This window comes from Clostridium cellulovorans 743B (assembly GCF_000145275.1).
GTDB lineage: Bacteria > Bacillota > Clostridia > Clostridiales > Clostridiaceae > Clostridium_K > Clostridium_K cellulovorans.
On the sequence record NC_014393.1, the window covers coordinates 4125823 to 4150441 of the forward strand.

The following is a 24619-nucleotide window of genomic DNA, read 5'->3' on the forward strand; positions in this document are numbered from 1 at the left end:
TATTGTTTACAAAATTTTATTTGATTACGAAGATGAACTTGTAGCATGGGAACCGCTATACGATGAGCCAGATTTAACAATTGCACCCTTTGAAGATGATGATGATGATGTCCAAGACTTCCAACCGCTAGAAGAAAATTTTGAATAACTACTGCTTGAACTTCGTCCAATACCACTATAGAATATAAAAGCTGATGATCCATTTCCGTGATAAGTAGCTTGATCTTCCTCTTCTTGCTCTTCTACTTTTTCTTCATAGGATTTAAAAGAGCATCCTGTTAAAACTGACCCACCTGATATAGTCATGATTATAGCTGTATTTAAAGAAATTGCTTTTTTTCTCCAATTACTTTTTTCCTTATTTGGAGTTTCCTCCGTGGTTAAATTTTCATCAGATTTCTTCTGTTCCATAACCCTTACCCCTTAATAAACTAAAGTTTTTTTTATATTTTACTCAATTTTATTACTTCTATTTCAACATTATTTTCTTGAAGATAATTAAGATAATTATTTACATCTTGCTTAATTATCTCTTTTGTTATAAAGATAACTTTTTTAATATTCAGATCCTGTAGAATTTCTGCATATGGAAATTCTTCTTCAGTTACCTCATATTGATTATTATATAATGTGGGATTATCTAAATCAATGTCATCAATATACCTGTTAAAATCCATAATAAAGGAATAACTTTTATATTTCCCATGTTGAATAAGAGTATCAGCATAATGCAGCAATTTGCTTGCTAATTCTCTGCTTCCAACTATCCCATATTTATTAAAAATATTATTATAAGATAGTATAGGCTTTATATAATAATTATTATTTAATAAATAAGCATAATCTACACTATCTTCACCAGGCAAATCTATCATATATATAGAATTTTCTTTATTAAAAACCTTCAGTTTATTTAATTTCTCAAGGGTTTGAATATTATTATCATCCAAACCTACATTCTCTATTAATGTAATATCCAATAGATAATCTTTTAAAGTTGTAAAAGGTGTACTTTTAAAGTAGCACTCAAATACACCACTGTTATCGTACCATTTAATAAATTTATCATATAAATTCATATGTTACCCTTTCTTATATGTTACCTTTTCTCAAATGCTGCTGTTCATTATAAACAGCTGCCAGTATTCTGTTTGCATTTATAATATGAGTATAATCATTTCTTAATGTAATAAACTTATTATTAATCTGTATATCTACCACTTCAACAACAACTTCTGGTCTTCCTTTGTTATATGCTTTTGCTGTTTCGTATAAATAAACTTCTGTCTTTCTCAGATCATACAGATATTCATTTTGATAAGTTAGTGCAAAAAAATTATTCCAAACATGCTTATAGCCTTCATAATCGTAGCCTTCTATTCTGTCATCAAAGACCTCAACTCTTGATACTTCCTTTTCTATTGCTGGTCTTTCTGAGTTATATTGATAACTGTCTTCATAAATGTATACAAACATAAAATAACCTCCCTTAAATGTCTAGTGATATTATATTAAGCAATTCTTTTTGTAAGCCTCTCTAAAATTTTCCCTATCTTCTTCTCTATAGATTGACTAAATTTCCCAATATTAATTCTTTTAAAAATATTATACCTAATTAAATCTATTAATGAACAAAATACATAAATTATAACAGCAGTGGTTACTACTGCAAAGAATAACTTTATAGAATTAAATTTATAAAATGTCTGAAAACTCTTCCCAATAATATGTACCTTAACTAGTGGATGTAAATGTATTAAATAAACACTAAAAGATACTGGTGCAAATACTTTTATTATTTTTTTCATAATATTCTTCTTAAAATCACATTTAGAAAAATATAATAATAAGCTTACTCCAGCCACGAAAATCAGTGGTGCCGTATACTTAACTAAAAATTCAGAGCCTTTAGCTTCCCCTACCAACTTTGTTGTTACATATTCCAATATAAACTTCCCTATCCAAGTAACAAAAATAGCACAAAAGTATATAACCAAGTACCATTTCTTTTTAATCTTATCGCCAAAAGAATATTTTTTAATGTATCCACCTACCAAATATAAAATCATTAACCATAATGGACTATAGCCATACATGGTATTAAAAATATCTGTTCGAGAAATAGCTGTAATCACAGAGAAAATTATAACTATAGTAATTATTAATTTTAATGAATTACGCTGACTTAATGTATTAATCAAATGATTTAAGAATGGTATAAAAAAGAACATCGCAAAATATGCAGTGAAATACCAATATTGTTTTCCAACAACCGGCAAAACGGTATTTATTGCTGCTTTTATACTAACTGAGTTTGGCACGAATATAGCAAAGATCATAGTTATAATCACTGTATAAAAAACAACCTGCAACCATAAGGAAATTATTCTATAGTATTTAAACTCTATATCAACGGAAACATATCCACTTATTAATGCATAACAATTAACGGCACATAATGATGCTATTTCCAAGAACCATACGATTTCATAATTGGTCGATAACATGTCTGTATTTTCTAAAATGCCACCTTGGCCCAATATATGCAAAATCACCACCATAAACATCGATATCATTCTTAATAAATCAATACCCAGCTTTCTATCTTTTGGTAACGAAGAACTACTATCCAAAATTAGATCCCCCTAACTACTTTTACAATATAAATAAGAACTCGTTTTAATGAATCTATAGTACTAAAAACACACCTTTACAGCACGAAAATTTTCTAACTCTAAATACAGATCTTTTTAACCATATAAAATTAAACCGTTTATCCTGAATTAGTATATACACCTTTTATTTCTTAATGATCACGATGTATGATATAGTTTAATAAATGCTTAAGAAAGGTTGTGCTAAGTTTCATCTCTTGTAATATTTCCATTGCAAAACAATAATGCTGCCACATTTCTTTTTTAGCCTCTTCTAATCCTAATATTGATACAAAAGTTGAACTATTATTTTCGGCATCCTTACCGATGTTTTTTCCTGTTAATCTTACTTCACCTTCTACATCTAACAAGTCATCCTTTATCTGAAAAGCTATGCCAGCATGATAAGAGAACTTTTTGAGAGCTTCCATCTCTACTTGATCTCTTGCTGCTAAAATTGCAGGCATCATAAGTGCTGCTTCAAAGCCCTTACCAGTCTTATAAAAGCACATCATATTCAACTGCTCTAAGGTCAATTGCTTTCCCTTAGCTTCTAAATCCATCGTTTGACCTTTACATAAATCTGCAGTGGTTTCTGTAGAATATCGAATCAGCTTTAAAACATTTCTTAAATCAAACTGTTGGAGAAATGTTTGTTCCTCAATAGCCTTTTGTGTTAAAAAAAGTCCAGTTAATTCTGCTATAGCAACATTATATACCTTATGCACTGTCGGACGTCCTCTACGAATATCTGCATTATCCTGTGCTGGTAAATCGTCAAATATAAGTGAAGCAGTATGCATGTATTCTAGTGACCTAAGAAGCGGCAACATTTCTGATTCCTTTAATCCATATTCCTTAACACCCATAACCCAAGCCATTATAGGTCTTAATCTCTTTCCATCACCTCGCAAGCTATAATTAGCAGCATTACTTATAAAGTCTTCCATCAAAGAAACCTTCTCATCTTTTGGAATATCTAAAGACTCATTTACTTGCTTACGCACGGTTTCAATGATATCTGAAAATTCCTCCTTCTCTTTTTGCTCATTTTTTATATTCGTAACCATATGGTCTCGAAGCAATTTATCAAAAAAGTCCACATTCTCTGCTTTTTCAACCATATCTTGAATTAACTTATTAAACTCTGGACTTTTAGGAGAAAAAATTTCCATAACTTCATTATAGATGTCGTTCCCCATTCGTTCTTTAAAGCGTTTGAGTCCGTTTACTGCACGATCCAAAATAACTTCACAAGTCTTAGTGTCTGAATTATATACGTTATGTATTAAATTTGAAATGACTGTCCAGTAAAGTTCAAATGGATTTATAAGATCTGATCGCTTATCATAATATTTCATATAATAAGTATACGGTGTTACAGCTCCCTCTTTCATATCATCAAACATATCTGCAAAATCATCTGCTAATTGATTATAAATGCCATAAAAAAATGTTCGGTTATCAAAGCCTATATCTTCAGGGGCACCGATTACTGAGCGAGTAATTAATCTAGAAGAAGCTGACTTTAAAATAATAGGAATAAAAATCTCCTCATTACTATAATCTTCATTATTTATATCCTTAATACGATCTACCTCTTGAGAATTAAAAAATACATATGCTTGATCTAAAAATGCTTTCAACTTCTCTGGCTTCTGATGATTTTTAATATACTCAAAAGCTTCCTTAAGTTCACTATGGACATATCCTATTAACTTCTGATTATTTCCATGCCACGCACCTAATTCTGGCACTGTTCCTGTAACAAGAGTGGTACGTATTAAATCAGAATACTTTTCTTCCTCATCAATAGATAAAATCTTTGCATCTAAAAGATCATCAATGAATGGATATGTAAGCCCATAAGAATACCCTAACCTAATAGCCTCCTCAATTTTTCTTTTACGCGCTTCCTTTGATAATTCCTCACCCATTTCTTCAACTTGGTGCATAGTTACCCCTGCAATGATTTTAATAAGTTTTCTTTGAGCTTCCTCAGCATTCATCTCCGCTGGAATATTAGAAGCTACAGTCTTTAACTTCTCTACTAGCCAAATCATAGTTGCTTCGATGCCTTCCTCTTGGGCTTTTCGATATAAGTTAGCTGTGCTGATGCTATCAGTTTTATCTCCTGACTTTTCTTTTTTACTCTCCTTCGTTAGATGATCTCTTAGCTTATTAACTGTACGCTGAATTCTCGCTTCTGTGTCTGAATCATCCAAAGTCTTTCCTAGATCACGCATAAAAATATAGGCGATACTTCGTTCCAAATAACTGTCTAATTCCCCTGTATAATCTAACCATTTAATATAATTATGATAGTCTTTTGAAACAGAGTTTTTCTTTCTTCTAGAGAATATTGATAATAATGACCATCGCTGTACATGATTACTCTTCCACATTTGTATATCCCTTGTTAAAGTAGAAATATAGCTCTTTTTCACTACCTGTTGATGTAATGACTTAAAGTAATAAGCGGCCTTCTGTTCTGCTATCTGATAAAATTCATCTGCCTTCTTAACTAATTCATTATTCATAATTTTTAATTACTCCTGCTCAATTTACTCTGTAAATGTTTTCTAGGTTGTAATATTAACAATTATATCATACCTAAGATACTTGAAACTATAAATTTCCATTATTGAAAGCACATCAAAAACCTGTAGAACTATTCAAATTTCAATAACTTCTATGTAAAATCTTTATTGACGCATATGTTTTTTTATTACAAAAAAAATTATAGGAACATCACTTTGATACTCCTATAATTTTATATCCATAAATACTTCTCTTAAAAATCTACATTGACTTTACCAACAGTATATATGTTTACTGTAGAAACGTTCTTGAAACTTATATATAGGCTCTGTGACTTTGAAACTTCTCACAGCAGCTTATTAAAAGTCTCTATCTTCGGTTAATCTCTCCAATACCAACTGAAGTCTTTTATAACCATCTTCAATCTTACCTTTATTTCTAGTATTTAAAGCAGCATCAAACTTCATCAACTCTAACTCAAGTCTTTTTCTAGTGTCACCTATACTTTCTTCGTATAATCTTTCTGCCTTCAATAACAATAACTTATTAGCTTCCTGTTCTCTTGGATGAATTTTTAGATAAGAAAGTTCTGCCATTCTTTGTTCTATTTCCTCATCTGTCATTTCAACATTTTGACCTTTTATTATGGTCTTTTTTATCTCTCCTGTAGAAACAACCTTTACTTGAACCTCTAGGATAGAATTTATATCATAGGTGTAAGTTATATCTATCGCTTCTTCTCCTGCTTTCGCTTTTGGGATATCTATTAAGAGTTCTCCAATAGATAGATTGTTAGAAGCAAAACGACTTTCACCCTGAAGCACATTTATTCTAAGTTTGCTCTGATTATCTCTGACTGTATAAAGCCTTTCTGTTCTGCTAGCTGGAATAACCGTATTTCTTTCAATAATAGGATAAAAATATCCAGACTCATACTGGTTTTCTTCTATCTCCTTTGATACTTCTGTTCCAAGGGTAAAAGGACATACATCCGTCAAGATAACTTCTTTAATAGCTTCATTTCTTTCTTTCATAGCCGCTTGGATAGCGGCACCTAAAGCAACAACTTCATCTGGATTTACCGAAGTATTTGGCAATATTTTGAATAACCTGCTAACAAATCTATGAACTATTGGAAGCCTTGTAGCACCTCCAACCATTACTACTTGATCAATATCAGATAGCTTTACATTAGCATCGGTTAAACTTCTTTTAATTGGCATTCTTATACGTTCTAGCAGTTTTTCACATTGCTTTTCGTACTTATCCATGTCTATAGTCATTTCTAAAATCTCGTCATTGATCTTACAAGACATAACAGGAGATTTTTCTGATATAAAACTTCTCTTGCATAACTCTGCCTGTTTCTTTATGTGAACCACAGTCTTATGCTCTAATTCCTCCAATTTAATACCTTTCTCACTTAAAAACATATCCACAAGTACTTCTGTAAAGTCCTCTCCTCCAAGAAAATTATCTCCAGCTACCGCATGTACCTCTAAAATATTTTGGAAAAGTTCTAGAATAGATACATCGAAGGTACCTCCGCCTAAATCAAATACTAAGAAACGAGTATCCTTATTTTTCTGATATAAACCATAAGCTATAGCTGCAGCAGTTGGCTCACTTATGATACGTTCCACCTTTAATCCTGCCAGTTCTCCTGCCCTTTTAGTAGCTTTTCTTCTAGCATCATTAAAATAAGCAGGAACGCTGATTACCGCTTCTGTTACTTCTTCACCTAAATAAGCTTCAGCATCTTCCTTTAAAGAACGAAGTATAAAAGAGGATAATTCCTCCGCTTTAAACTCCTTATTTCTTAAGGTATACTTTTTTTCTGTACCCATATCTCTTTTAAAAACACTAGCACTAGCATTGGGATACATGAGCATTCGCTCTTTGGCAGTTTCCCCTACATAGATTTGTTCATTTTCATCTATACTGACTACTGATGGAGTCAAATGTTTTCCTAAACGATTAGGAATTATTTTGGGTCCATCTTCTGTAAAATAAGCCGCTAAACTGTTTGTTGTTCCTAAATCAATACCTATAATCATATGCTACCTCTATTACTTCTTTATACTTAATTCTTTTATTTTAGTATAATAATGCAAATTATCTGGTGAAATACTCAAAGCCTTTTTATATTTTTCCAAAGCTCCTGCATAATCATTTTCTAACTCAAGCATAAGTGCTTCCAATTCCAATAGTTCATAACAAGTACAGTAGGTACAATGAGTACAATTTAAAGTATTTTTCATAGTATTAATATAATGCTGAGTTCTACCATATTCCCCGATATTATAATTCATAAGAGCGATGCTATAAAGCCTTAATTTACGATATTCTGGATTGCTTAATGCACCTTCAATACTTCCATACTTGCTATAATAAAGACTATTAATTTTATCTACATAGGCTACACCTTTTTTCTCTTTTCCTAACTCTTTTAGGCAAGTTAAGATATTACTTAATGCATCTTCTTGTTTTTCTGAATCATATTTTGTAGCAATCTTGTATGCCTTTTTATAGTACTTTAAAGCCTTTTTCTTGTTTCTTTCAAGCCAAAGCATATAGTCTCCCATCTTTATATATGGCATAGCGTTTTTAGAAAAACTCTTTATTGCTTGCTTATAAAGTTTATAAGACTCTCTTGCATTTCCTTCGTAGGCAAATATATCTCCACCCTCTAAAAGAAAATCCATTACCCAGTCTTCCTCAAGTTCAAAAATCTTTTCAACTTGATCTAGAGCCTTAGTCCAATCACCTATCTGTTTATATACATCAAGAATTCTTTTATTTGCCCATATAGGATTATCACCTTTTTCAGCTATCATTTCATAAATTTCAATAGCTTTTTCATATTGACCTATTATCCTATAATAAACTGCCATATTTCTATGTGGAAGAAACTCACCATCTTTTACACGTTCAATGGACAGCTTATAAAATTCATACGCTCTATCAAGGTCACCTAAAACCTTACATGCATATCCTGCGTTGTTATATGGATATGCATCATCCTCATTATATTCACTTGCTTTTTCAAAAGCTTTAACCGCGTCTTCCATATTATATGCATCTAAATATATAAGGCCTAATTCAGTATAATAATAACAATTCGGGTTTATTTCAACCTGTCGTTTTTCATACTCTACTGCTAATTTATAATTTTCTTGATCATAACTTTGCTCATGTCTTCTTTTATAAATCTCTGCTAATTCACCATGGACATATAGATGGTTTGGATAATCTTCAACTACTTTTAGGTAGCACTCAATAGCTTCATTTTCTTTTTCCTGACCTATTGCAGTATAGCAAATTCCCATACTATAATAGAGATTAGTTCTCTCTGGTTCTTTGCTAAGCATTTCTTTATACATAAGAATGCAAGTCTGGTACCTTTTTAAAGCATAAAGAATATCACCTTTCAGCATCAAGCTATTATAACTAGGTTTAAGTTCTAATTTCTTCTCTATAATTTCCAATGCACTTTCATTTTCATTCATATCATAATAGCACTTTGCCTGTTCATGAAGAATGCTCTCTATTTCCTCTAAATCTCCTAATTCTTTTTGAGCCTCTATATAAAGTTTTTCTAATTCTTCTACAACTTCTTTTCTTTCTTGATTGCTATCAGCTGTAATTCTTCTATTTTCTAGTTCTAAAAGTAAAAGTTTATTACTTTGAACCTCTTCTTCTTTTGCTCGATTAATTACTACTAAAACATCTTCCCATCTATCATAATATTGATAAACCTTTACTGCAAATATATATGGACTTGCATCTCCAGGATAGATTTCTATAGCATTATGGTAATCATCAATAACTTCTCTATACATATTCAAATTATAATAAGCTTCTTGTCTATAAAGATATGCTGGAAAATACCCCTTATCTGTTCTTAGAATTTCATCACAAACATCAACACAACGCTTATCATCACCCATTTTTAGTAATGCTTGAGCTTTTGCTGATAGATATAAAAGAACATTAGAAATATTCTGCTCTTCCTTAACTGCTAAATCAATATATTCAATGGACTTGTTTAAATCTTCTATTTTTTCCTCTTTTTTCACGGCAAAATGATAATGACATTTTGCCATAAAATAATAAGCTAAACCTGTCCTTTTTAACCTACGTGCTATCTTTTCTGTACCATCATCTTCAGTATTTAATATAGCCTCTAACCATTTTTCAACACATGGAAAGCCTTTGTCATAATCACCTTGTTCTAAATATACACGGCTCATCAAGTTGTTATAATCGTAATAAACTTCATCATCAACTTCCATAGTGCTTATTAACTCAACGCACTGATTAAAAAGCTTATTTTGGTAAAAGCACCAGCCTAACTCTACCCTAAGTTCGTTGTTCTTAGGTTCTCTTTCTAGCTGTTGTTTCATTTCTTCAATCAAGGCTACATTAGCTTTTTGCATTCCTTCACGAAGATGCTGGCTATAACTATCTATTTCAAGTAAATCTATATACCTTTCTTTTGCTTCCTTATATTCTCCCTTTTCCAAATAATAATCCGCAAGAAGAACCTTTGCTCCAAAATATTCTGGGTCAGCTTCAAGAATAGCTGTACACTCTTCATATACATTTTCAAGTTCGCCGCACTCTAAATACATTTCAGCAATGTAATATCTTATGTAAAGTGCCTCATATTCTGTACCTTGAAGCTTCTTTGCAATTTCTTTAGCTTCCTCAAACCTTTTATGTATTGAAAAATATCGAAGTTTCTCTACCTCAAGGTATGGATGCCATAGATCAATTTCCTGTAGCTTTTTTAGTACTTCCTCTGAATCATCATATCTGTTCTCACTATTAAGTGTTTTAAAATCCGAATATAATCTTATAAATTCATCTATATCCCCATCATCAGCACCCTGAAATTCTGAATAGCTAATCCAATCTTTTGTTTCAGAATCTTCCGTGATGTAGTTTATAAAGTCCACTGGGAATTTTTCATATAACTCTTCCTTAATATCTGTAAGTTGAAAAGTATCTACAATCAACCTCCATACTATTCCTGGTAAACGATAATGATCCATTAAAAAAGCAAGTAAAGCTTCCATTACTTCATTGCATGTATCAAAATCTTTGCAAACCTCGTCATCAAATAATTCACGCCAACATTCAAGATTAATCCTTGAAGATCTTTTCTTATATACATCCTCTACTCTTTGTATCCATTTCGAAATGGGTGTATCTGAAATTTCTTCTTCCTCAACAATATTTGATAACCTAATTGCTTCTTCATATGCTTCTCTAAGGAGTTTAAACCCTTCTGGATCATCCTCTGGGTTAACCTTCACTAACTTTCCTCGATAAGCTTTTTTAATTATATTAGTATCTTTAGTCTCATCTACACCTAAAGTATCAAACACTTTTTTCTTATCCATTTATACTCTCCACATAATTCCTATTGATGTTTTTATATTAACTTTAACTCGTTGTGCTAGTTAAATACGTTGGCAATACTTACAAATAGAAAAACTCCAGCATATTTGCTAACCTATCATTAAAAAACACGACTAATCTAATGATAGGAGGCTAACTTATATGCCAGAGTTTAATAAAGATTTTATCATAACAATAAACAACTTAAAAGATTTTATTGTTGTCACTTATGTTATAATTGATGATTTTTACCAAAAGGTAACTCCAGCATTTATTATGAACCGTCGCAATATTGATAAGTCAGTAATGTCTGATAGCGAAATCATTACTTTATCTTTAGTAGGCGAACTCTTAACCATTGACTCTGAAAAAGCTTGGTTTGGGTTTTGTTCTAAAAACTTACGAGATCTGTTCCCTAATTTTTGTAGTAGAACAAGATTTCATAGAGTAAGAAAATCCTTATTTCGAGTCACAGATGCAATACGTAAGGAATTTATGAAATTTCTTAACTATCAATATGATCGAATAAGAATTGTAGATAGTATGCCTATTCCTGTGTGTAAATTTGGTAGAGCTCACTTTCATAAGTCATTTAAGCCGAAGGCTGCCTACGGGCGATGCGCTTCGAAAAAAGAGACATATTACGGCTTCAAATTACATGCATTAGTTGCTTTAGATGGCTATATCACAGACTTCTCTATTACTGCTGCAAACATTGATGATAGAGACGCAGTCTGGGAACTTATAGATAATTCAGTTGTTAATACACTAATAGGCGATAAAGGCTATATAGGTCAAAAGATTGCTTCGCAATTAAAAGAGATAATGGATATTAATCTTCTAACCATAAGTCGTAATAACAGTAAAATTAAACTTTTAAAACCACTTAGGCAACTCATATTCAAGGCTCGTCGTAGAATAGAAACCACTTTTTCTCAGCTCTCCGAGCAATTGAATATACAGAGGGTTCTTGCAAAGTCAACTTGGGGCTTTGCTACAAGAATAGTAAATAAAATATTAGCTCATAATCTTTGTTATTTTATAAATAAAATCTTAAATATAGGTATAGATACAGCAAAGATTAAGACATTAATATTTGGATAATAATTCCTAAGGATTTGGCGACATCTTCATTAGGAGAAGTCTGCTCAAATATATGGAATAAATATCCTATTAATGAAAACTTATCTGTTAGCACAACAGGTTAACTTTATATTGTCCATATCTTAAAAGTATATATTTTTTCTGCGACTGTACTAAAATTTATTCAACAAAATTATTATTGTTATCTTAAAGTTATTAAATTTCAGCATTGCTAATTTAAATCAGCAAAAAAACTTATAGAATAAACAATAAATATGATTATTCGCCAATAGTAACATAAATCCTTCTACTTATAGTATCATAAATTCTTCTCCTTTAGGAATTGCGGTAGGAACTACAATTAATGATTTCCTACCGCTATTTCACTTTAAAATTATTCAATCTAAGTAAAAATATCCACTATGATTTACCCCCAAAACCATCAATTCAATATATTGACCTCTATTTACATATGATTCAAGTAAATTTATTAACTATTTTTTCATTTTTAATTTAAGTTTCAATATTTATATTGAACTTCAAAAGGATTACATTGTATAATATATCACATAAGGGGGAATTACTATGAAATTTAAAAATTTTAAGAAAAAATTCTTATCATTATCGTTAACGTTAACGTTAGCTTCGACATTTTTACCTAATTTTGCTCCTGTAACTTATGCGGAGAATGGAAACGTTTCGAATATTTCCAATTATGTAGCTTCAGATTGGAACCAAGTAACATTTGGACAAACAACAGACACAGGATATAACAATATCTCAGTAGATGATGCTAATAAGTCCGTTACTCTTACTGCTGGTACTGCTGATGGTAAACGTACTGGTGGAAAAATAACTGGTTCCCATGATGGAATTTCTTACTACTACACTACAGTTGATCCTTCAAAGAATTTTGTACTATCAGCTAATGTAAAGGTTAATTTCTTTGCTAAACCAAAATTCGATAAGCAAGAAGGCTTTGGTATTATGGCAAGAGATGCTATAGGACCAGATAAAAATGCTGATGCTTTTCCATCAAACATGGTTTTAGTTGGCGGATACAGTGGACTTATTCAATCTGTATTTAGAAACAACATTGTGGATGCTACTGGCGCTGGCGCTACTATGGAGGATGTAACTAAATTTGGTGATCGTCCAGTAAATGATGGTACTGCTACATATAAATTAACAATGAAAAAGACAAATACAGGCTATCAAGTAAGCGTTGATGATGGCAAAGAAAAAATATACTATAGACCAAAACAGCTTGAAATACGAGATAAGGATCATGTTTATGTTGGATTCTTTGTTGCTCGTGTTGCTTCAATAACAGTTTCAGATATAAACTTCACCACATCAGATGTAGCAACTGATCCACCTGGTGAACCAGAACCACCAAAACCTGTAGCACCTTCAATAATTATGACTTCAGCTACTACTACAGGCGATTCAAGCTACAACTTTAATCTTTTATCAAATGTTAATGGCGACATTAAAATTAAACAAAATGGCACTGAATTATATAAAGGTGCTCTTGATAATAATGCTATTACTAAAAACACAACTTTAGTTTCAGGCGATAATACTTTTGATGTAGTATTTACTCCTGATAAAACACAAAACATCACAAGCGCTGACCCTATAACCTCTAAGTATGTTGTATCCCTTAAATCTTACGGGACATCAAATGAATCTATATATGCTTCACCAACAGGTACAGCAGATGGAAAAGGGACTTTAGATTCTCCTACAGATATTTATTCAGCAATCCAATATGTAGGTACTGGCCAAAAAATATATTTAATTGGTGGAACCTATGATTTAAAAGCTCCTATAAACATCAGCAAGAGTAACAGTGGAACTTATGATACTCCAAAAGTTTTAACTGCTTATAATCAAGAAAAACCTGTACTTAACTTTAGTAGTTCTGGTGGCTTTGTTGCTGGCGGTGATTATTGGAATATAAGCAATATCGATGTTACAAACACTGTGGCAACAGGCTTTAAGGTTTCAGGAAATCACAATGTTATATATAAATTGAATGCATATAAAAACGGTGATACTGGTATTCAAATAAGCGGAAATGCTAATGATAAAATAGATAAATGGCCTTCTTATAATCTTTTGTTAGATTGTACATCTCACGATAACATAGACGCATCACAAAATAATGCTGACGGCTTTGCAGCAAAACTTACTTGTGGCGTAGGTAATGTTCTTAGAGGCTGTATTGCCTATAGCAATTGCGACGATGGTTACGATTTATATTCAAAACTTGAAACAGGTCCAATCGGTGCAGTAACCATAGAAAACTCTATCGCTTATGGAAATGGAGTTCTTTCAGATGGTACTAGAACCTTAGGAGATGGAAATGGCTTCAAAATGGGTGGTGAAGGTCTTCCAGTTAAACACGTTTTAAGAAACAGTCTTGCTTTCAATAACTTCAGCGATGGTATTACAAGTAACTCTGACCCTGCTGTAACCTTTGAAAATTGTACATCCTTTAACAATGGAAAAGTTAATTTTAATTTACAATACTTCAATAGTGCTATTCCTCAGTTTACTGCTAATAATAATCTTTCATTTAAAACTACTGCTGCTTTAGCAGATAACATACCAGATACAAATTTAAATGACAGTAATTATTTTTATAACGGTACAGATTCTCAAAATAAGAGTGGCGAAAAACTTTTAGCATCAGACTTTAAGAGTCTTGAAGCACCTAAATTAATTGAAAGAAATGCTGATGGAAGCATAATTCAAGGAAACTTTATGATGCTTGCAGATAACTCTAGTATTCTAGGGGGAGCTGATTTATCAGATTTCTCAAATATAACGGCAGTACCAGGAACTCCTGGAATACCAGACAGTGCTGCTCCACGAGCGCCATTTGTATATAATCAAGCTAACGGAATCTGCGATATTCCTGTCCATAATGCTAAATTAGCTCCAAGTATAGTTAAATTTAATAATGGTAACTTTATAGTTACTATTATTAATTCTATATTTGCTGATGCAAAAACTGGTGTTAAACTTCAAAAAGCTGCTCCTACTGTTTCAGAAGCTACACTAAAGAGTAGCATACCAAATACATTAAAATTAATATTAGACATTTTTGATTTAAACTTATATATCAATGGATCTGAAGTTCATGCTTTAGCAGAGCCTATAACATATACAATAAAGGTAGATGCAAAAGCTTTAAACAATGTTGATACAAAGAACCTTGCACTTTATTCTTTTAATAAAGACACAAACAAATGGGAATTTGTATCTGATGCTGTATATGATAACAAATTATCAGAAATCACAGTAAAAACACCTCATTTAAGCACCTTTGCTATAATGGAAAAAGTATCACAAAATACCGTTGTTACAAATACAGATCCTACTGGTAATAACAACGATAATACTAATACTAATACTAATACTAATACTAATACTAATAACGATAATACTAGCACTACTAATACTGCTCAACTTCTTCCTCAAACAGGCTCTAGCATTGATACAAATGTACTTATTGGCTTAGGTATGATTATATCTGCTTTAGGTGTTATAACTTTAATATCTTTAAAAAATAGAAAAGAGAATGCTTAATAATTAAAAGGTATACCTTATTTCACTTACCTATAAAAATGATTAATTTATACTATGATTTAGACTGATACCAGTTAAACTCCTAATAACTTCTTATTACCGTCAACAAAAATAAAATTGATTAATCATTTATTATTAAGCACTACAATAAAGGCATAGAACCTTAAAAAACTTAGGGTTCTATGCCTCTCTTTTATAATTGGACCACACTATATAGTTATGTTTTTTAGTTTTCCATACTCTTGACTTTTTTAATATGACTTGAATAAATCCTAGACTAAACCTTACTGTTTATGATAGAATTTGCTATAATAAAACTTATGTATTTTTATGGTATATAATGTAAATAAAAAACTTAATTAGAAATTCTCAACAAGCTACTAAAGGAAAAATGCAAGATTAACTTAGCTTTATGCTAAAGTTGCAATCAATAGAAAATAAATTTATCTCTATACTAAAGCAAAGATTGAAATAAAAACTCTAATATACTAGTATTCCTTAAGGAGGGACATAAATGTCATTTAAAAGGCAAGCACCAAAAATGTCTAAAATAATATTAGTATCTATATTTTTGAACCTAATACAAGTTATTTTTATAACATTATTTATATATTATAAACATAGCAATCCATATATCGTTGAAGGAAATTTTATTATTTATTCAATTGCAATAAGTATAGGTTTTAATAGCATTATTACTGGAATCATATTTTATAATCTTTTATTTAAGAAAGGTAACAATAATTTAATAGATACAATAAGTCATCTGGAAGCGCTTAATAAAACCCTAAGAACTCAAAGACATGATTATTTAAATCATATTCAGGTTATTTATTCTTTGATGGAACTTGAGGAATATGATGAAGCAAGGAACTATATAGAACCTGTTTATAAAGATATAATAAGAGTTAGTAAAGCATTAAAAACTTCAAAACCAGCAGTAAATGCTCTTCTCCAATCCAAGCTACAGATGGCAGAAAAAAATGAAATAGACATGGAATTAGAAATAAAAAGTGATTTAGAAAATCTCAATATGGAACCTTGGGAATTTTGCAGAGTTATTGGAAACATAATCGATAATGCTATATTTGCATTAAAGCAAAAACCTACTAATAGATATATGTTTGTTGAATTTGCAGAAACTATGCAAAACCTTATAATCAATATCTCGAATAATGGTGATCCTATTCCTAAAGAAATAATAAATAGAATATTCGAAGAAGGTTTTACTACTAAGGGATCTAAAGGTGATGGCATGGGACTCGCTATAGTAAAGGAACTTATTGAAACCTTCCATGGTACAATAACTGTTACCTCAAACGATCAACGAACTTCCTTTGAAATAGTTTTTCCTAAACATCATATATAAATTAGGGAAGCTTATTTTGATATCACCTATAAATAATTAGGTGTATCTAACCTTTGAGGTTTACTCAACTTTTAAGCTTCCCTTAAAATTCAATCATATAAATTCCATTATTTAAAGTTCATGAAAATCCTATGGATATATTGAAAAATCGATATAGTCTTAGAATTTTGATTAAAATTTATATATTAATTATGGTATATTACATATTCTTATACTCTGTCCTTTTCGCTATTTTCATTTTGAAGTAAGCTATGCTTTCTTCCATAAGTAAAGTATACTATCAGTCCTATAATAAGCCATATGATAAAACCAATCCAAGTTTTCAAATGTAATCTTGATAGTAATGCAAGACAGCATAATATAGTTATTACAGGAATATATGGTACTCCTGGGCATCTAAAAACTCTTTTAAAGTTAGGCATAGTTTTTCTCAAACGAATAACTGAAAGAGAAACTACTATAAAACCTAATAAAGTACCAATACTCAAAAATTGTACAATAGTATCAAGAGGTAAAAAGCCAGCTATTATAGCTGCTACAGTGCCTGTTATTATTGTAGAAATATATGGTGTTTTATGTGTTGAATGAATTTTTGAAAAGTACTTTGGCAATAGACCATCTCTTGACATACCCATAAATACTCTCACTTGACCATACAAAACAGCTAACAGTGTAGACATCATTCCAATTATTGCTCCAGTTCCGACTAAAGCTGATCCCCAATTTATACCTACCCTTGCTAAAGCGCCTGGCACTGCGTTTTCAGGAATTATTTCTTGAAAAGGTACCATGCCAGTAAGCACAAATGCAACAGCAACGTACAATAAACTTACAACTGTTAAACACATTATTAGTCCTAAAGGAATATCTCTTTCAGGATTTTTTGCTTCTTCTGCTGAAGTAGAAATAGCATCAAAGCCTATATACGAGAAAAATATAGTTGATGCGCCTGCAAATATACCCTTCCATCCATATGGGTTAAATGGCTTGTAGTTAGATACATCAATATGCATCATTCCAAGAACTATAAATAAAAGAATTATTGCTATTTTAACTCCAACAATTATATTGTTTACCTTGGCACTTTCTCGCATTCCGTAACATAAAAGTATTGTAATTAGTGCAATTATAAGTACAGCAGGTAAATCAATAATCCCACCATTACTTGGAGATGCACTTATTGCTTTTGGGATAGTTATCCCGAAACTCTTCATCACACCTAAAAAAGTCCCAGACCATCCTGATGCAACTGCACTACACGCAACTAAATATTCAGCTGTTAAACACCACCCAATAATTACTGCTACAATTTCACCAAAAGTTATGTACGCATAAGAATAAGTACTGCCTGCAACTGGGAACATTGTTGCAAGTTCTGAATAACATAGCCCACAAAAGCATGCTACTATTGCTGCTAAAATAAAAGAAACAATAACAGCAGGCCCTGCTGCATGTGCGCCTTCTCCTGTAGCAACAAATATACCAACACCAACAACTGCGCCGATTCCTAAAGCACCAATATCTTTTGCAGTTAGATTTTTCTTTAGGGATGTTTTTTCAATTCCCTCAAGTATTTGTTCAGTGGTTTTCTTTTTCCAAATGTTCATACTTCCTCCTTAGTAAATTAAAATAACATTTTTATTAAATGTTATCTTTAAACTTTGTAAATACTTAAATATTATAAGTATTTGATATTCACTTTACAAGAAACCCAATAATTTACCAATTGTTAAAAATCATATCATTTATATCTTAAGTGTTACCCTTTTCAAAAAAAATTAATTATTAACTGTATATCTGATAAAATTATTTATAATTAAATATAAAATCCTTAATTGTATAACTAAAGAAACCAAACATGACATTTCAGCTTCAAAAGTGTATAACTTAGAACTTTTCTATTATTTCTCTTTATAATTAGTCTTATTATACTTATATAGAGTTCCTAAAAAATGTTTTATCTATCAATGTTAGATGATGGAATTCTTTAATGAGGAGGGAGGTATAAAAATATGGGCGCATTTTTACCAGATATCACAGTTCTAACAATTATTCTTTTATTAGTAGGCTTTGGGCTGGTATTTTTAGAAATGCACATTCCAGGTTTTGGAGTTCCAGGAATTCTAGGAACTATATGTTTGGTACTGGCAGTAGTATTAACAGCACAAAACTTCGGTCAGGCACTAGTTATGTCTTTAGCAATTTTAGCTGTACTGGGTGCTATGCTCGGTGTGGTTCTAACATTTTTTACGAAAGGGAAGCTGTTTAAACCGTTGATACTGTCAGATGAACAAAAGAAAGAGCATGGATATATTAGTTCCTCAGATTTAGATTACTTACTAGGAAAAACCGGAATTGCAATTACAGATCTAAGACCAGCGGGCTCTGTAGATATAGGCGGGGTTAAGTTTGATGTAATCTCTAATGGAGAATATATTTCTAAAGGTACTAAGGTTGAAATATTTAAAGTCAACGGAGTAAAATTATTAGTTAAGAAAGCTTAAACTATAAATTGATTTCTAAAATCATATATAAGATAGTTAATTAAAGGAGAGATTATTATGAGTCCTGATCTTATAATTAAAGTAGTCATAATTATTGTTGTTGTAGTATCCTTATTTTCAGTATTTGCCACACTTGTGCCAGTTGGATTATGGATATCCTCTTTAGCAGCAAATGTTCAAGTAAGTATATTCAATTTAATCGGTATGAGGTTGAGAAGAGTTGTACCTTCTAAAATAGTAATTCCACTTATAAAATCAACAAAGGCTGGTATGGGACTTACTGTTAACCAATTAGAAGCTCACTATTTAGCCGGTGGTAATGTAGATAACGTGGTGAATGCTTTGATTGCAGCCCATAGAGCTGACATAGACCTACAATTTGAAAAAGCAGCTGCTATTGATTTAGCAGGTAGAGACGTTTTAGAAGCAGTTAAAATGAGTGTTAATCCAAGAGTAATTGAAACACCGAACGTTTCAGCCGTTGCTAAAGACGGTATAGAACTTCTAGTTAAAGCTAGAGTTACTGTTAGAGCAAATCTTGAAAGATTAGTCGGTGGTGCTGGAGAAGCGACTATTTTAGCCAGAGTTGGTGAAGGTATAGTAACTACTGTTGGTTCTTCTAATAGCCATAAAATCGTATTAGAAAATCCAGATGCCATTTCAAAAACTGTATTAAACAAAGGCTTAGATGCTGGTACTGCCTTTGAAATCTTATCCATAGATATAGCTGACGTAGATGTAGGCAGAAATATAGGAGCTCAACTTCAAACCCTTCAAGCAGAAGCTGATAAGAACATAGCTCAAGCTAAGGCTGAAGAAAGAAGAGCAATGGCTGTAGCTAAGGAACAAGAAATGAGAGCTGCCGTTGTAGAAGCTGAAGCTGAAGTACCAAGAGCTATGGCTTATGCCCTTAGAGAAGGAAAGCTTGGAATAATGGACTATTATGATATGCAAAATGTTATTGCAGACACAAATATGAGAAGTTCAATTTCTAATGCTGGAAGTAAGACTCAAAGTGTAACTCCTGATGATAAAGAAAAAAAAGATAGAAAGTAATCTTTTAGGAGTGTGAAAACTATGAAATATAACGATGCTTTCGACATCTTAAAAAATGTTTCAAAAGGTCTGAAAGATTCTAATTTTGTATCAGAAAAGTTTGAAAAAAATGATCTTTTCAACATTGCTAAGGAAGCTTATTTAAATACTACTGCTAATACAAAAGTTTATCCACAATATAAAAAATATAATCAACATAATAGGTCTGTTCCTATAGATGTTATTGATTCTTTTAATAGTGACACTGTAAATAGCGAACCTCTTAATGATGAGTCTATGAATAGTGATTCTATGAACAATATCGTCACAAAGGAGGATAACTCAAATATTGATTATAATAGTAAAAAACAATACACTTCTTCAAATCCACAAGGATTGCTAGATTCTATTGCTGAAGAACTAACCCCTACAAAACTTCAGCAAGCCATTGTCCTTTCTGAAATAGTTGGAAAACCAAGAAGTAAAACTAGAAAAAAAAGAAGATTTTAAAGTTTAGGAGAATCCTACAATGAATATAAAAGTGCTTATAGTCGATGATGAACAAGGAATGAGAACCATAATAAAAAAAGTATTAACTAAATCCGGTGGTTTTGAAGTTATCGGTGATACGGATAATGGTGAAGAAGCTATAAGCATATTCAAAGAGCATCGCCCAGAGGTGGTGTTCTTTGATATTGAAATGCCCGGCTTTAATGGCATCGATTGTGCCAAGATACTAACAGATATAGATCCAAAGACCATAGTTATTTTTGCAACAGCTCATCAAGAATATATGTCCGATGCATTTCAGTTATATGCTTTTGATTATTTAATTAAACCATTTAAAATAGAAAGAATACTTCAAACTTTAGATAGGATAAAAAGCCTAAATAGACCAAGTAATAATGATGGTATAGACAAAATTATAAAACATGAAAAGGGTCTTGATAAGCTTATGATAAAAAGTAAGGAAGGCATAAGCTTTGTGGATACGACAGAGATAGTATTAATACAAAGAGAAGACAGTTCTACTGTTATATATACTAAAACAGATAGCTTCACTACCTCTATTTCTTTATCTGAAATAGAAGAAAAGCTAGAGCATCCTCAATTCTTTAGAAGTCACAAATCGTACATTATCAATCTATCCTTGATTACAAAAATTTATCCTTATGGAAGATGGACATACGTAGTTAAACTGAAGAATACAGAAAAGGATGCACTACTTACTCATGAAAAGTATGAAGAAATAAAGAAACTCTTTAGTATATAAAAGTTTAGAAACTTCATTGTAAAACACTTGAAGTTTCTAAACCTTCTCTTTTTTAAATCACTCAATTTATTTTCTTACCTTTTTCGTTTTATTATATATAGCATCAGCTACCATAACCTGACCAAGAGAAATTCCTCCATCATTAGTAGGGACTTTACTATGATAAAATACATTGAAATTTAAATTTTCTAGAGCAATGATACTATTTACTAATAGATATTCGTTCATAAATACTCCACCACTAAGTACTACATTATTAATCTTATAATCTTTCCTAATACGGTTTGTTATACTTACTAAAGCACTAATAATTGTAGAATGAAATCTCCTGCTCAAATTACTAATATCATACTCTTTCTCCGATACTAAATTTACAATTTCACGAATCATAGCCCTATAATCAAAAATATATCTATCATCACGCTGTAAAATCTCGTAATTAAAAGATTTATCTAAAGTAAAATCCCTGTTTAATAATCCTTCAAGCTCAATAGCAGCTTGTCCTTCATATTCTATAGAAGTACACAGGTTTATTAAAACGGACACTCCATCAAACAATCGCCCCATACTGGTAGTTTCAAAAGCGTTTATTTTCTTCTCTGACATCTTATAATATATTTTCATTTCTTGTTCTGTATATTTGCTTAAAAATGGCAAGCCTAGCTGTAGCATCCCTTCCCCATAGGTCCTATATAAAATATCTAAAGCCACTCTAAAAGGCTCTTTAATTGCTTTGTCTCCCCCCAATAGGTAAAAGCTATCTAGAGACCCTACTCTTTTCACAGAATTATAGTCTCCTACTAAAAATTCTCCTCCCCATATGGTGCCGTCATGTCCATAGCCTGTACCATCAAAAATAATACCTATAGTATCTTCTTCTAAGTTATTCTCAGCCATACAAGCTGCCATATGTGCGTGATGATGTTGTACTTTTATTACAGGTAATTCTGATTGAGACATGGCTTTAAGGGAGCTTTTAAAGTTAGGATGTAAATCACAAACCAGTACCTTTGGCTCTATGGTAAGGAGCTTCTTTAAATGTTCTACAGCATTGAATAGTGATTCAAATATCTTATCATTTTTTACATCTCCAATATGCTGACTTATAAAAACCGTATTACACTTACTTGTAGCCACTGTTGCTTTTAGCTCAGAACCAAGTGCTACTATAGACGTTACTTTTTTATCTATTATGATTGGGTATGGAGCAAAACCTCTAGCTCTTCTAATTATTGATGTTATAGGCTTCCTTAGTGAATTACTATTTGAATAACGAACTATAGAATCATCAACTCTAGTATAAATATCACGATTATTTAATATAAAGTAATCTGCAATACTATTTAGTTGTTTTATTGCTTCATTGTTTTCATATACTATAGGCTCTCCTGATATATTTCCACTAGTCATAATTAAAGCTTCTAATCTCCCATCCTCTAATAATAAATAGTGAAGTGGCGCAGATGGCAGCATTACTCCATAGCTTGGATTATTAGGCGCTATAGCGTCAGGAAGCATATGAGGTTTTTTCTTTAATAACACAATTGGTCTTTCTACTCCGTTAAGCAACTTCTTTTCTTCTTCTGATACTTCCATATATTTTTCTGCCATTTTAGTATCATTAACCATAATTGCAAAAGGTTTAGAATCTCTTTTTTTTAGTAAACGTAACTTCTTAACAATTTTTTCATCTAAAGCATTAGCAGCCAAATGAAAGCCACCAATGCTTTTAATAGCAAATATCTTGCCTTCTAATAACCTTTCTTTACTAAAACTTATAACATCCGTAGCTATAACAACCTCACCATTTTTATCCCTAAGTTCTAACTGTGGTCCGCAAATGGGACATGCATTAGGTTGTGCATGGTACCTTCTGCTATTGATATCTTTATACTCCTTTTGGCAATCAGGACACATCTTAAATTCCTTCATAGTTGTGCTAATTCTATCATAAGGCATCTCTTTAATAATTGTGTATCTAGGTCCGCAATTAGTACAATTAATAAATGGATATTTATATCTACGATTATTTTTATCTAACAACTCATCTACACACTCTTTACATACATAGGCATCTGGAGGGATAAATGTATTGGTTTCTCTCCTCTGTATACTTCTCTTAATAATAAAATCAGCATATCTTTTTTGACTCTTACTAACTGGAATCTCAATTATATCTTGAATCTTAGCCATAGGTGGGCATGAAATTTTTACGTCATCTATAAAACTATCTATATCTCGCTGCTTTCCTTGAACTTCAACCACAACGCCCTCTGAATCATTTAGCACCCATCCCTTTAGTTCATATTTTGCTGTTATTTTATGTATGAATGGTCTAAAACCTACTCCTTGCACAATTCCCTTAATTCTATAACGACAAGTTTTCATATACTTTATACCTCAGCTTTAACAAGTTCTTAGTGATCCAGCTACAAATAACTACTCTAATATCTTTTTATTTTAGCAATTATCTATTTACCCATTACTTCTAAACATTTATTCATGTGAGACCTCCTTAGGGTATTTGCTGTATGATTTCTTTTAGTATCACTAAATATTATTCTTTTGCAATAATTTTATCCCTTATTAGCTTTCACTCTTTTCAATAAACTATAGAAACCAATGGCAAGTCCTGTGGTTGTTCCAAAAGATACTAACATGAATAGTAAGTTCTGCTCAAAGTCAATCCAATCTACATCAATTGACATAGACACCAATATTCCAAAAGGTATGGAAGCAATTGCACATATCAAAGCAAAGAACTTTATTGATTTTCGTCCGTAAAGCAAATGTCCTATGAAAATCCCGTAAATTGCATCTGCAATGCTTAATGCCACTATATTAGGTACAATTTGCGCTTTTACCTGTTCCAAGTTCTTCAAAGAAGGAATTATGAACCCAATAACCTCAACTAATAGCTCACCTATGATAAATCCTGAAAGAAAACCTGCAAAGCCGCCAAGCAAACTTCGGATAATTACTGCTAGAATCTTATCTCGATCTAACTTACTAAGGATAAATAACATAAGTAAGCTACCAATAGGAAGTCCCAGTAATAATATCATTCCCTCATTTATTTCTAAACTTATTAAACCAGCAACGGTTCCAACAATTAAAAATGAAATCAGTCCAACAAACATTGTGAAAAGCGGGT

The 24619-nt window shown here is 31.5% G+C and carries 17 protein-coding genes; 7 read left to right on the top strand and 10 right to left on the bottom strand.

The annotated features are described in order from the left end of the window. Positions 1 to 24: 24 nt before the first annotated feature. From CLOCEL_RS16840 to CLOCEL_RS16870, 7 genes are all read right to left on the bottom strand, one after another. Positions 25 to 411 carry a hypothetical protein gene (locus CLOCEL_RS16840; RefSeq protein WP_010073450.1) on the bottom strand — a complete coding sequence of 129 codons (387 nt, stop codon included), beginning with the start codon at positions 409 to 411 and terminating at the stop codon, positions 25 to 27. A gap of 32 nt (positions 412 to 443) precedes the next feature. Continuing rightward, the gene (locus CLOCEL_RS16845) at positions 444 to 1079 is read right to left on the bottom strand and encodes a hypothetical protein (protein ID WP_010073451.1); all 636 of its coding nucleotides are present in this window, start codon (positions 1077 to 1079) and stop codon (positions 444 to 446) included. A gap of 13 nt (positions 1080 to 1092) precedes the next feature. Continuing rightward, on the bottom strand, positions 1093 to 1476 hold the full coding sequence (locus tag CLOCEL_RS16850) for a hypothetical protein (RefSeq protein WP_010073452.1): 384 nt from the start codon (positions 1474 to 1476) through the stop codon (positions 1093 to 1095). A gap of 35 nt (positions 1477 to 1511) precedes the next feature. Then, the gene (locus CLOCEL_RS16855) at positions 1512 to 2633 is read right to left on the bottom strand and encodes an acyltransferase (protein WP_010073453.1); all 1122 of its coding nucleotides are present in this window, start codon (positions 2631 to 2633) and stop codon (positions 1512 to 1514) included. 173 nt (positions 2634 to 2806) lie between these two features. Then, positions 2807 to 5194, bottom strand: coding sequence for a polyprenyl synthetase family protein (locus CLOCEL_RS16860; protein WP_010073454.1), 2388 nt, complete (start codon positions 5192 to 5194; stop codon positions 2807 to 2809). A 360-nt stretch (positions 5195 to 5554) separates the two neighbouring features. Next, on the bottom strand, positions 5555 to 7252 hold the full coding sequence (locus CLOCEL_RS16865) for a molecular chaperone HscC (RefSeq protein ID WP_010073455.1): 1698 nt from the start codon (positions 7250 to 7252) through the stop codon (positions 5555 to 5557). A gap of 12 nt (positions 7253 to 7264) precedes the next feature. Further along, positions 7265 to 10603: a tetratricopeptide repeat protein gene (locus CLOCEL_RS16870; protein WP_010073456.1), complete on the bottom strand. Its 3339-nt coding sequence runs from the start codon at positions 10601 to 10603 to the stop codon at positions 7265 to 7267. A 160-nt stretch (positions 10604 to 10763) separates the two neighbouring features. Here CLOCEL_RS16870 and CLOCEL_RS16875 point away from each other — a divergent pair, with 160 nt between their 5' ends. The 3 genes from CLOCEL_RS16875 to CLOCEL_RS16885 all read left to right on the top strand — a co-directional run bounded on the left by CLOCEL_RS16875 (position 10764) and on the right by CLOCEL_RS16885 (position 16653). Then, positions 10764 to 11705: an IS982-like element ISClce1 family transposase gene (locus CLOCEL_RS16875; protein ID WP_010076700.1), complete on the top strand. Its 942-nt coding sequence runs from the start codon at positions 10764 to 10766 to the stop codon at positions 11703 to 11705. A 564-nt stretch (positions 11706 to 12269) separates the two neighbouring features. Continuing rightward, complete coding sequence (locus CLOCEL_RS16880) at positions 12270 to 15284, top strand: right-handed parallel beta-helix repeat-containing protein (protein WP_010073457.1); 3015 nt, start codon at positions 12270 to 12272, stop codon at positions 15282 to 15284. 514 nt (positions 15285 to 15798) lie between these two features. Then, on the top strand, positions 15799 to 16653 hold the full coding sequence (locus tag CLOCEL_RS16885; RefSeq protein ID WP_010073458.1) for a sensor histidine kinase: 855 nt from the start codon (positions 15799 to 15801) through the stop codon (positions 16651 to 16653). Between the two features lie 209 nt (positions 16654 to 16862). On the opposite strand, the gene CLOCEL_RS16890 is transcribed toward CLOCEL_RS16885, so the two are convergent. Continuing rightward, positions 16863 to 18260 (bottom strand): amino acid permease, encoded by a 1398-nt coding sequence (locus tag CLOCEL_RS16890; RefSeq protein ID WP_010073459.1) that lies wholly within the window; start codon positions 18258 to 18260, stop codon positions 16863 to 16865. A gap of 405 nt (positions 18261 to 18665) precedes the next feature. Between CLOCEL_RS16890 and CLOCEL_RS16895 the strand changes: the two genes are divergently transcribed. Genes CLOCEL_RS16895 through CLOCEL_RS16910 form a run of 4 tightly spaced genes read left to right on the top strand, consistent with a single transcriptional unit; the run spans position 18666 to position 21465 of the window. Beyond that, positions 18666 to 19157 (top strand): NfeD family protein, encoded by a 492-nt coding sequence (locus CLOCEL_RS16895; RefSeq protein WP_010073460.1) that lies wholly within the window; start codon positions 18666 to 18668, stop codon positions 19155 to 19157. A 57-nt stretch (positions 19158 to 19214) separates the two neighbouring features. Continuing rightward, positions 19215 to 20213, top strand: a complete 999-nt coding sequence (gene floA, locus CLOCEL_RS16900) for a flotillin-like protein FloA (protein WP_010073461.1) — start codon at positions 19215 to 19217, stop codon at positions 20211 to 20213. A 21-nt stretch (positions 20214 to 20234) separates the two neighbouring features. After that, positions 20235 to 20702 carry a hypothetical protein gene (locus tag CLOCEL_RS16905; RefSeq protein ID WP_010073462.1) on the top strand — a complete coding sequence of 156 codons (468 nt, stop codon included), beginning with the start codon at positions 20235 to 20237 and terminating at the stop codon, positions 20700 to 20702. 19 nt (positions 20703 to 20721) lie between these two features. Beyond that, on the top strand, positions 20722 to 21465 hold the full coding sequence (locus CLOCEL_RS16910) for a LytR/AlgR family response regulator transcription factor (RefSeq protein WP_010073463.1): 744 nt from the start codon (positions 20722 to 20724) through the stop codon (positions 21463 to 21465). 66 nt (positions 21466 to 21531) lie between these two features. Here CLOCEL_RS16910 and hypF read toward each other — a convergent pair whose 3' ends face one another. Together hypF and CLOCEL_RS16920 are read right to left on the bottom strand one after the other, a co-directional pair. After that, entirely contained in the window at positions 21532 to 23853 is a 2322-nt protein-coding gene (hypF, locus tag CLOCEL_RS16915; RefSeq protein WP_010073464.1) for a carbamoyltransferase HypF, read from the bottom strand. A 188-nt stretch (positions 23854 to 24041) separates the two neighbouring features. Further along, positions 24042 to 24605: a hypothetical protein gene (locus tag CLOCEL_RS16920; RefSeq protein WP_242655176.1), complete on the bottom strand. Its 564-nt coding sequence runs from the start codon at positions 24603 to 24605 to the stop codon at positions 24042 to 24044. Positions 24606 to 24619: the final 14 nt, after the last annotated feature.

Coding starts and splice junctions, on each gene's coding strand:
- CLOCEL_RS16840 (WP_010073450.1), bottom strand. CDS start 411: ATGGAACAGAAGAAATCTGATGAAAATTTAACCACGGAGGAAACTCCA.
- CLOCEL_RS16845 (WP_010073451.1), bottom strand. CDS start 1,079: ATGAATTTATATGATAAATTTATTAAATGGTACGATAACAGTGGTGTA.
- CLOCEL_RS16850 (WP_010073452.1), bottom strand. CDS start 1,476: ATGTTTGTATACATTTATGAAGACAGTTATCAATATAACTCAGAAAGA.
- CLOCEL_RS16860 (WP_010073454.1), bottom strand. CDS start 5,194: ATGAATAATGAATTAGTTAAGAAGGCAGATGAATTTTATCAGATAGCA.
- CLOCEL_RS16865 (WP_010073455.1), bottom strand. CDS start 7,252: ATGATTATAGGTATTGATTTAGGAACAACAAACAGTTTAGCGGCTTAT.
- CLOCEL_RS16870 (WP_010073456.1), bottom strand. CDS start 10,603: ATGGATAAGAAAAAAGTGTTTGATACTTTAGGTGTAGATGAGACTAAA.
- CLOCEL_RS16875 (WP_010076700.1), top strand. CDS start 10,764: ATGCCAGAGTTTAATAAAGATTTTATCATAACAATAAACAACTTAAAA.
- CLOCEL_RS16880 (WP_010073457.1), top strand. CDS start 12,270: ATGAAATTTAAAAATTTTAAGAAAAAATTCTTATCATTATCGTTAACG.
- CLOCEL_RS16885 (WP_010073458.1), top strand. CDS start 15,799: ATGTCATTTAAAAGGCAAGCACCAAAAATGTCTAAAATAATATTAGTA.
- CLOCEL_RS16890 (WP_010073459.1), bottom strand. CDS start 18,260: ATGAACATTTGGAAAAAGAAAACCACTGAACAAATACTTGAGGGAATT.
- CLOCEL_RS16895 (WP_010073460.1), top strand. CDS start 18,666: ATGGGCGCATTTTTACCAGATATCACAGTTCTAACAATTATTCTTTTA.
- floA (WP_010073461.1), top strand. CDS start 19,215: ATGAGTCCTGATCTTATAATTAAAGTAGTCATAATTATTGTTGTTGTA.
- CLOCEL_RS16905 (WP_010073462.1), top strand. CDS start 20,235: ATGAAATATAACGATGCTTTCGACATCTTAAAAAATGTTTCAAAAGGT.
- CLOCEL_RS16910 (WP_010073463.1), top strand. CDS start 20,722: ATGAATATAAAAGTGCTTATAGTCGATGATGAACAAGGAATGAGAACC.
- hypF (WP_010073464.1), bottom strand. CDS start 23,853: ATGAAAACTTGTCGTTATAGAATTAAGGGAATTGTGCAAGGAGTAGGT.
- CLOCEL_RS16920 (WP_242655176.1), bottom strand. CDS start 24,605: ATGTTTGTTGGACTGATTTCATTTTTAATTGTTGGAACCGTTGCTGGT.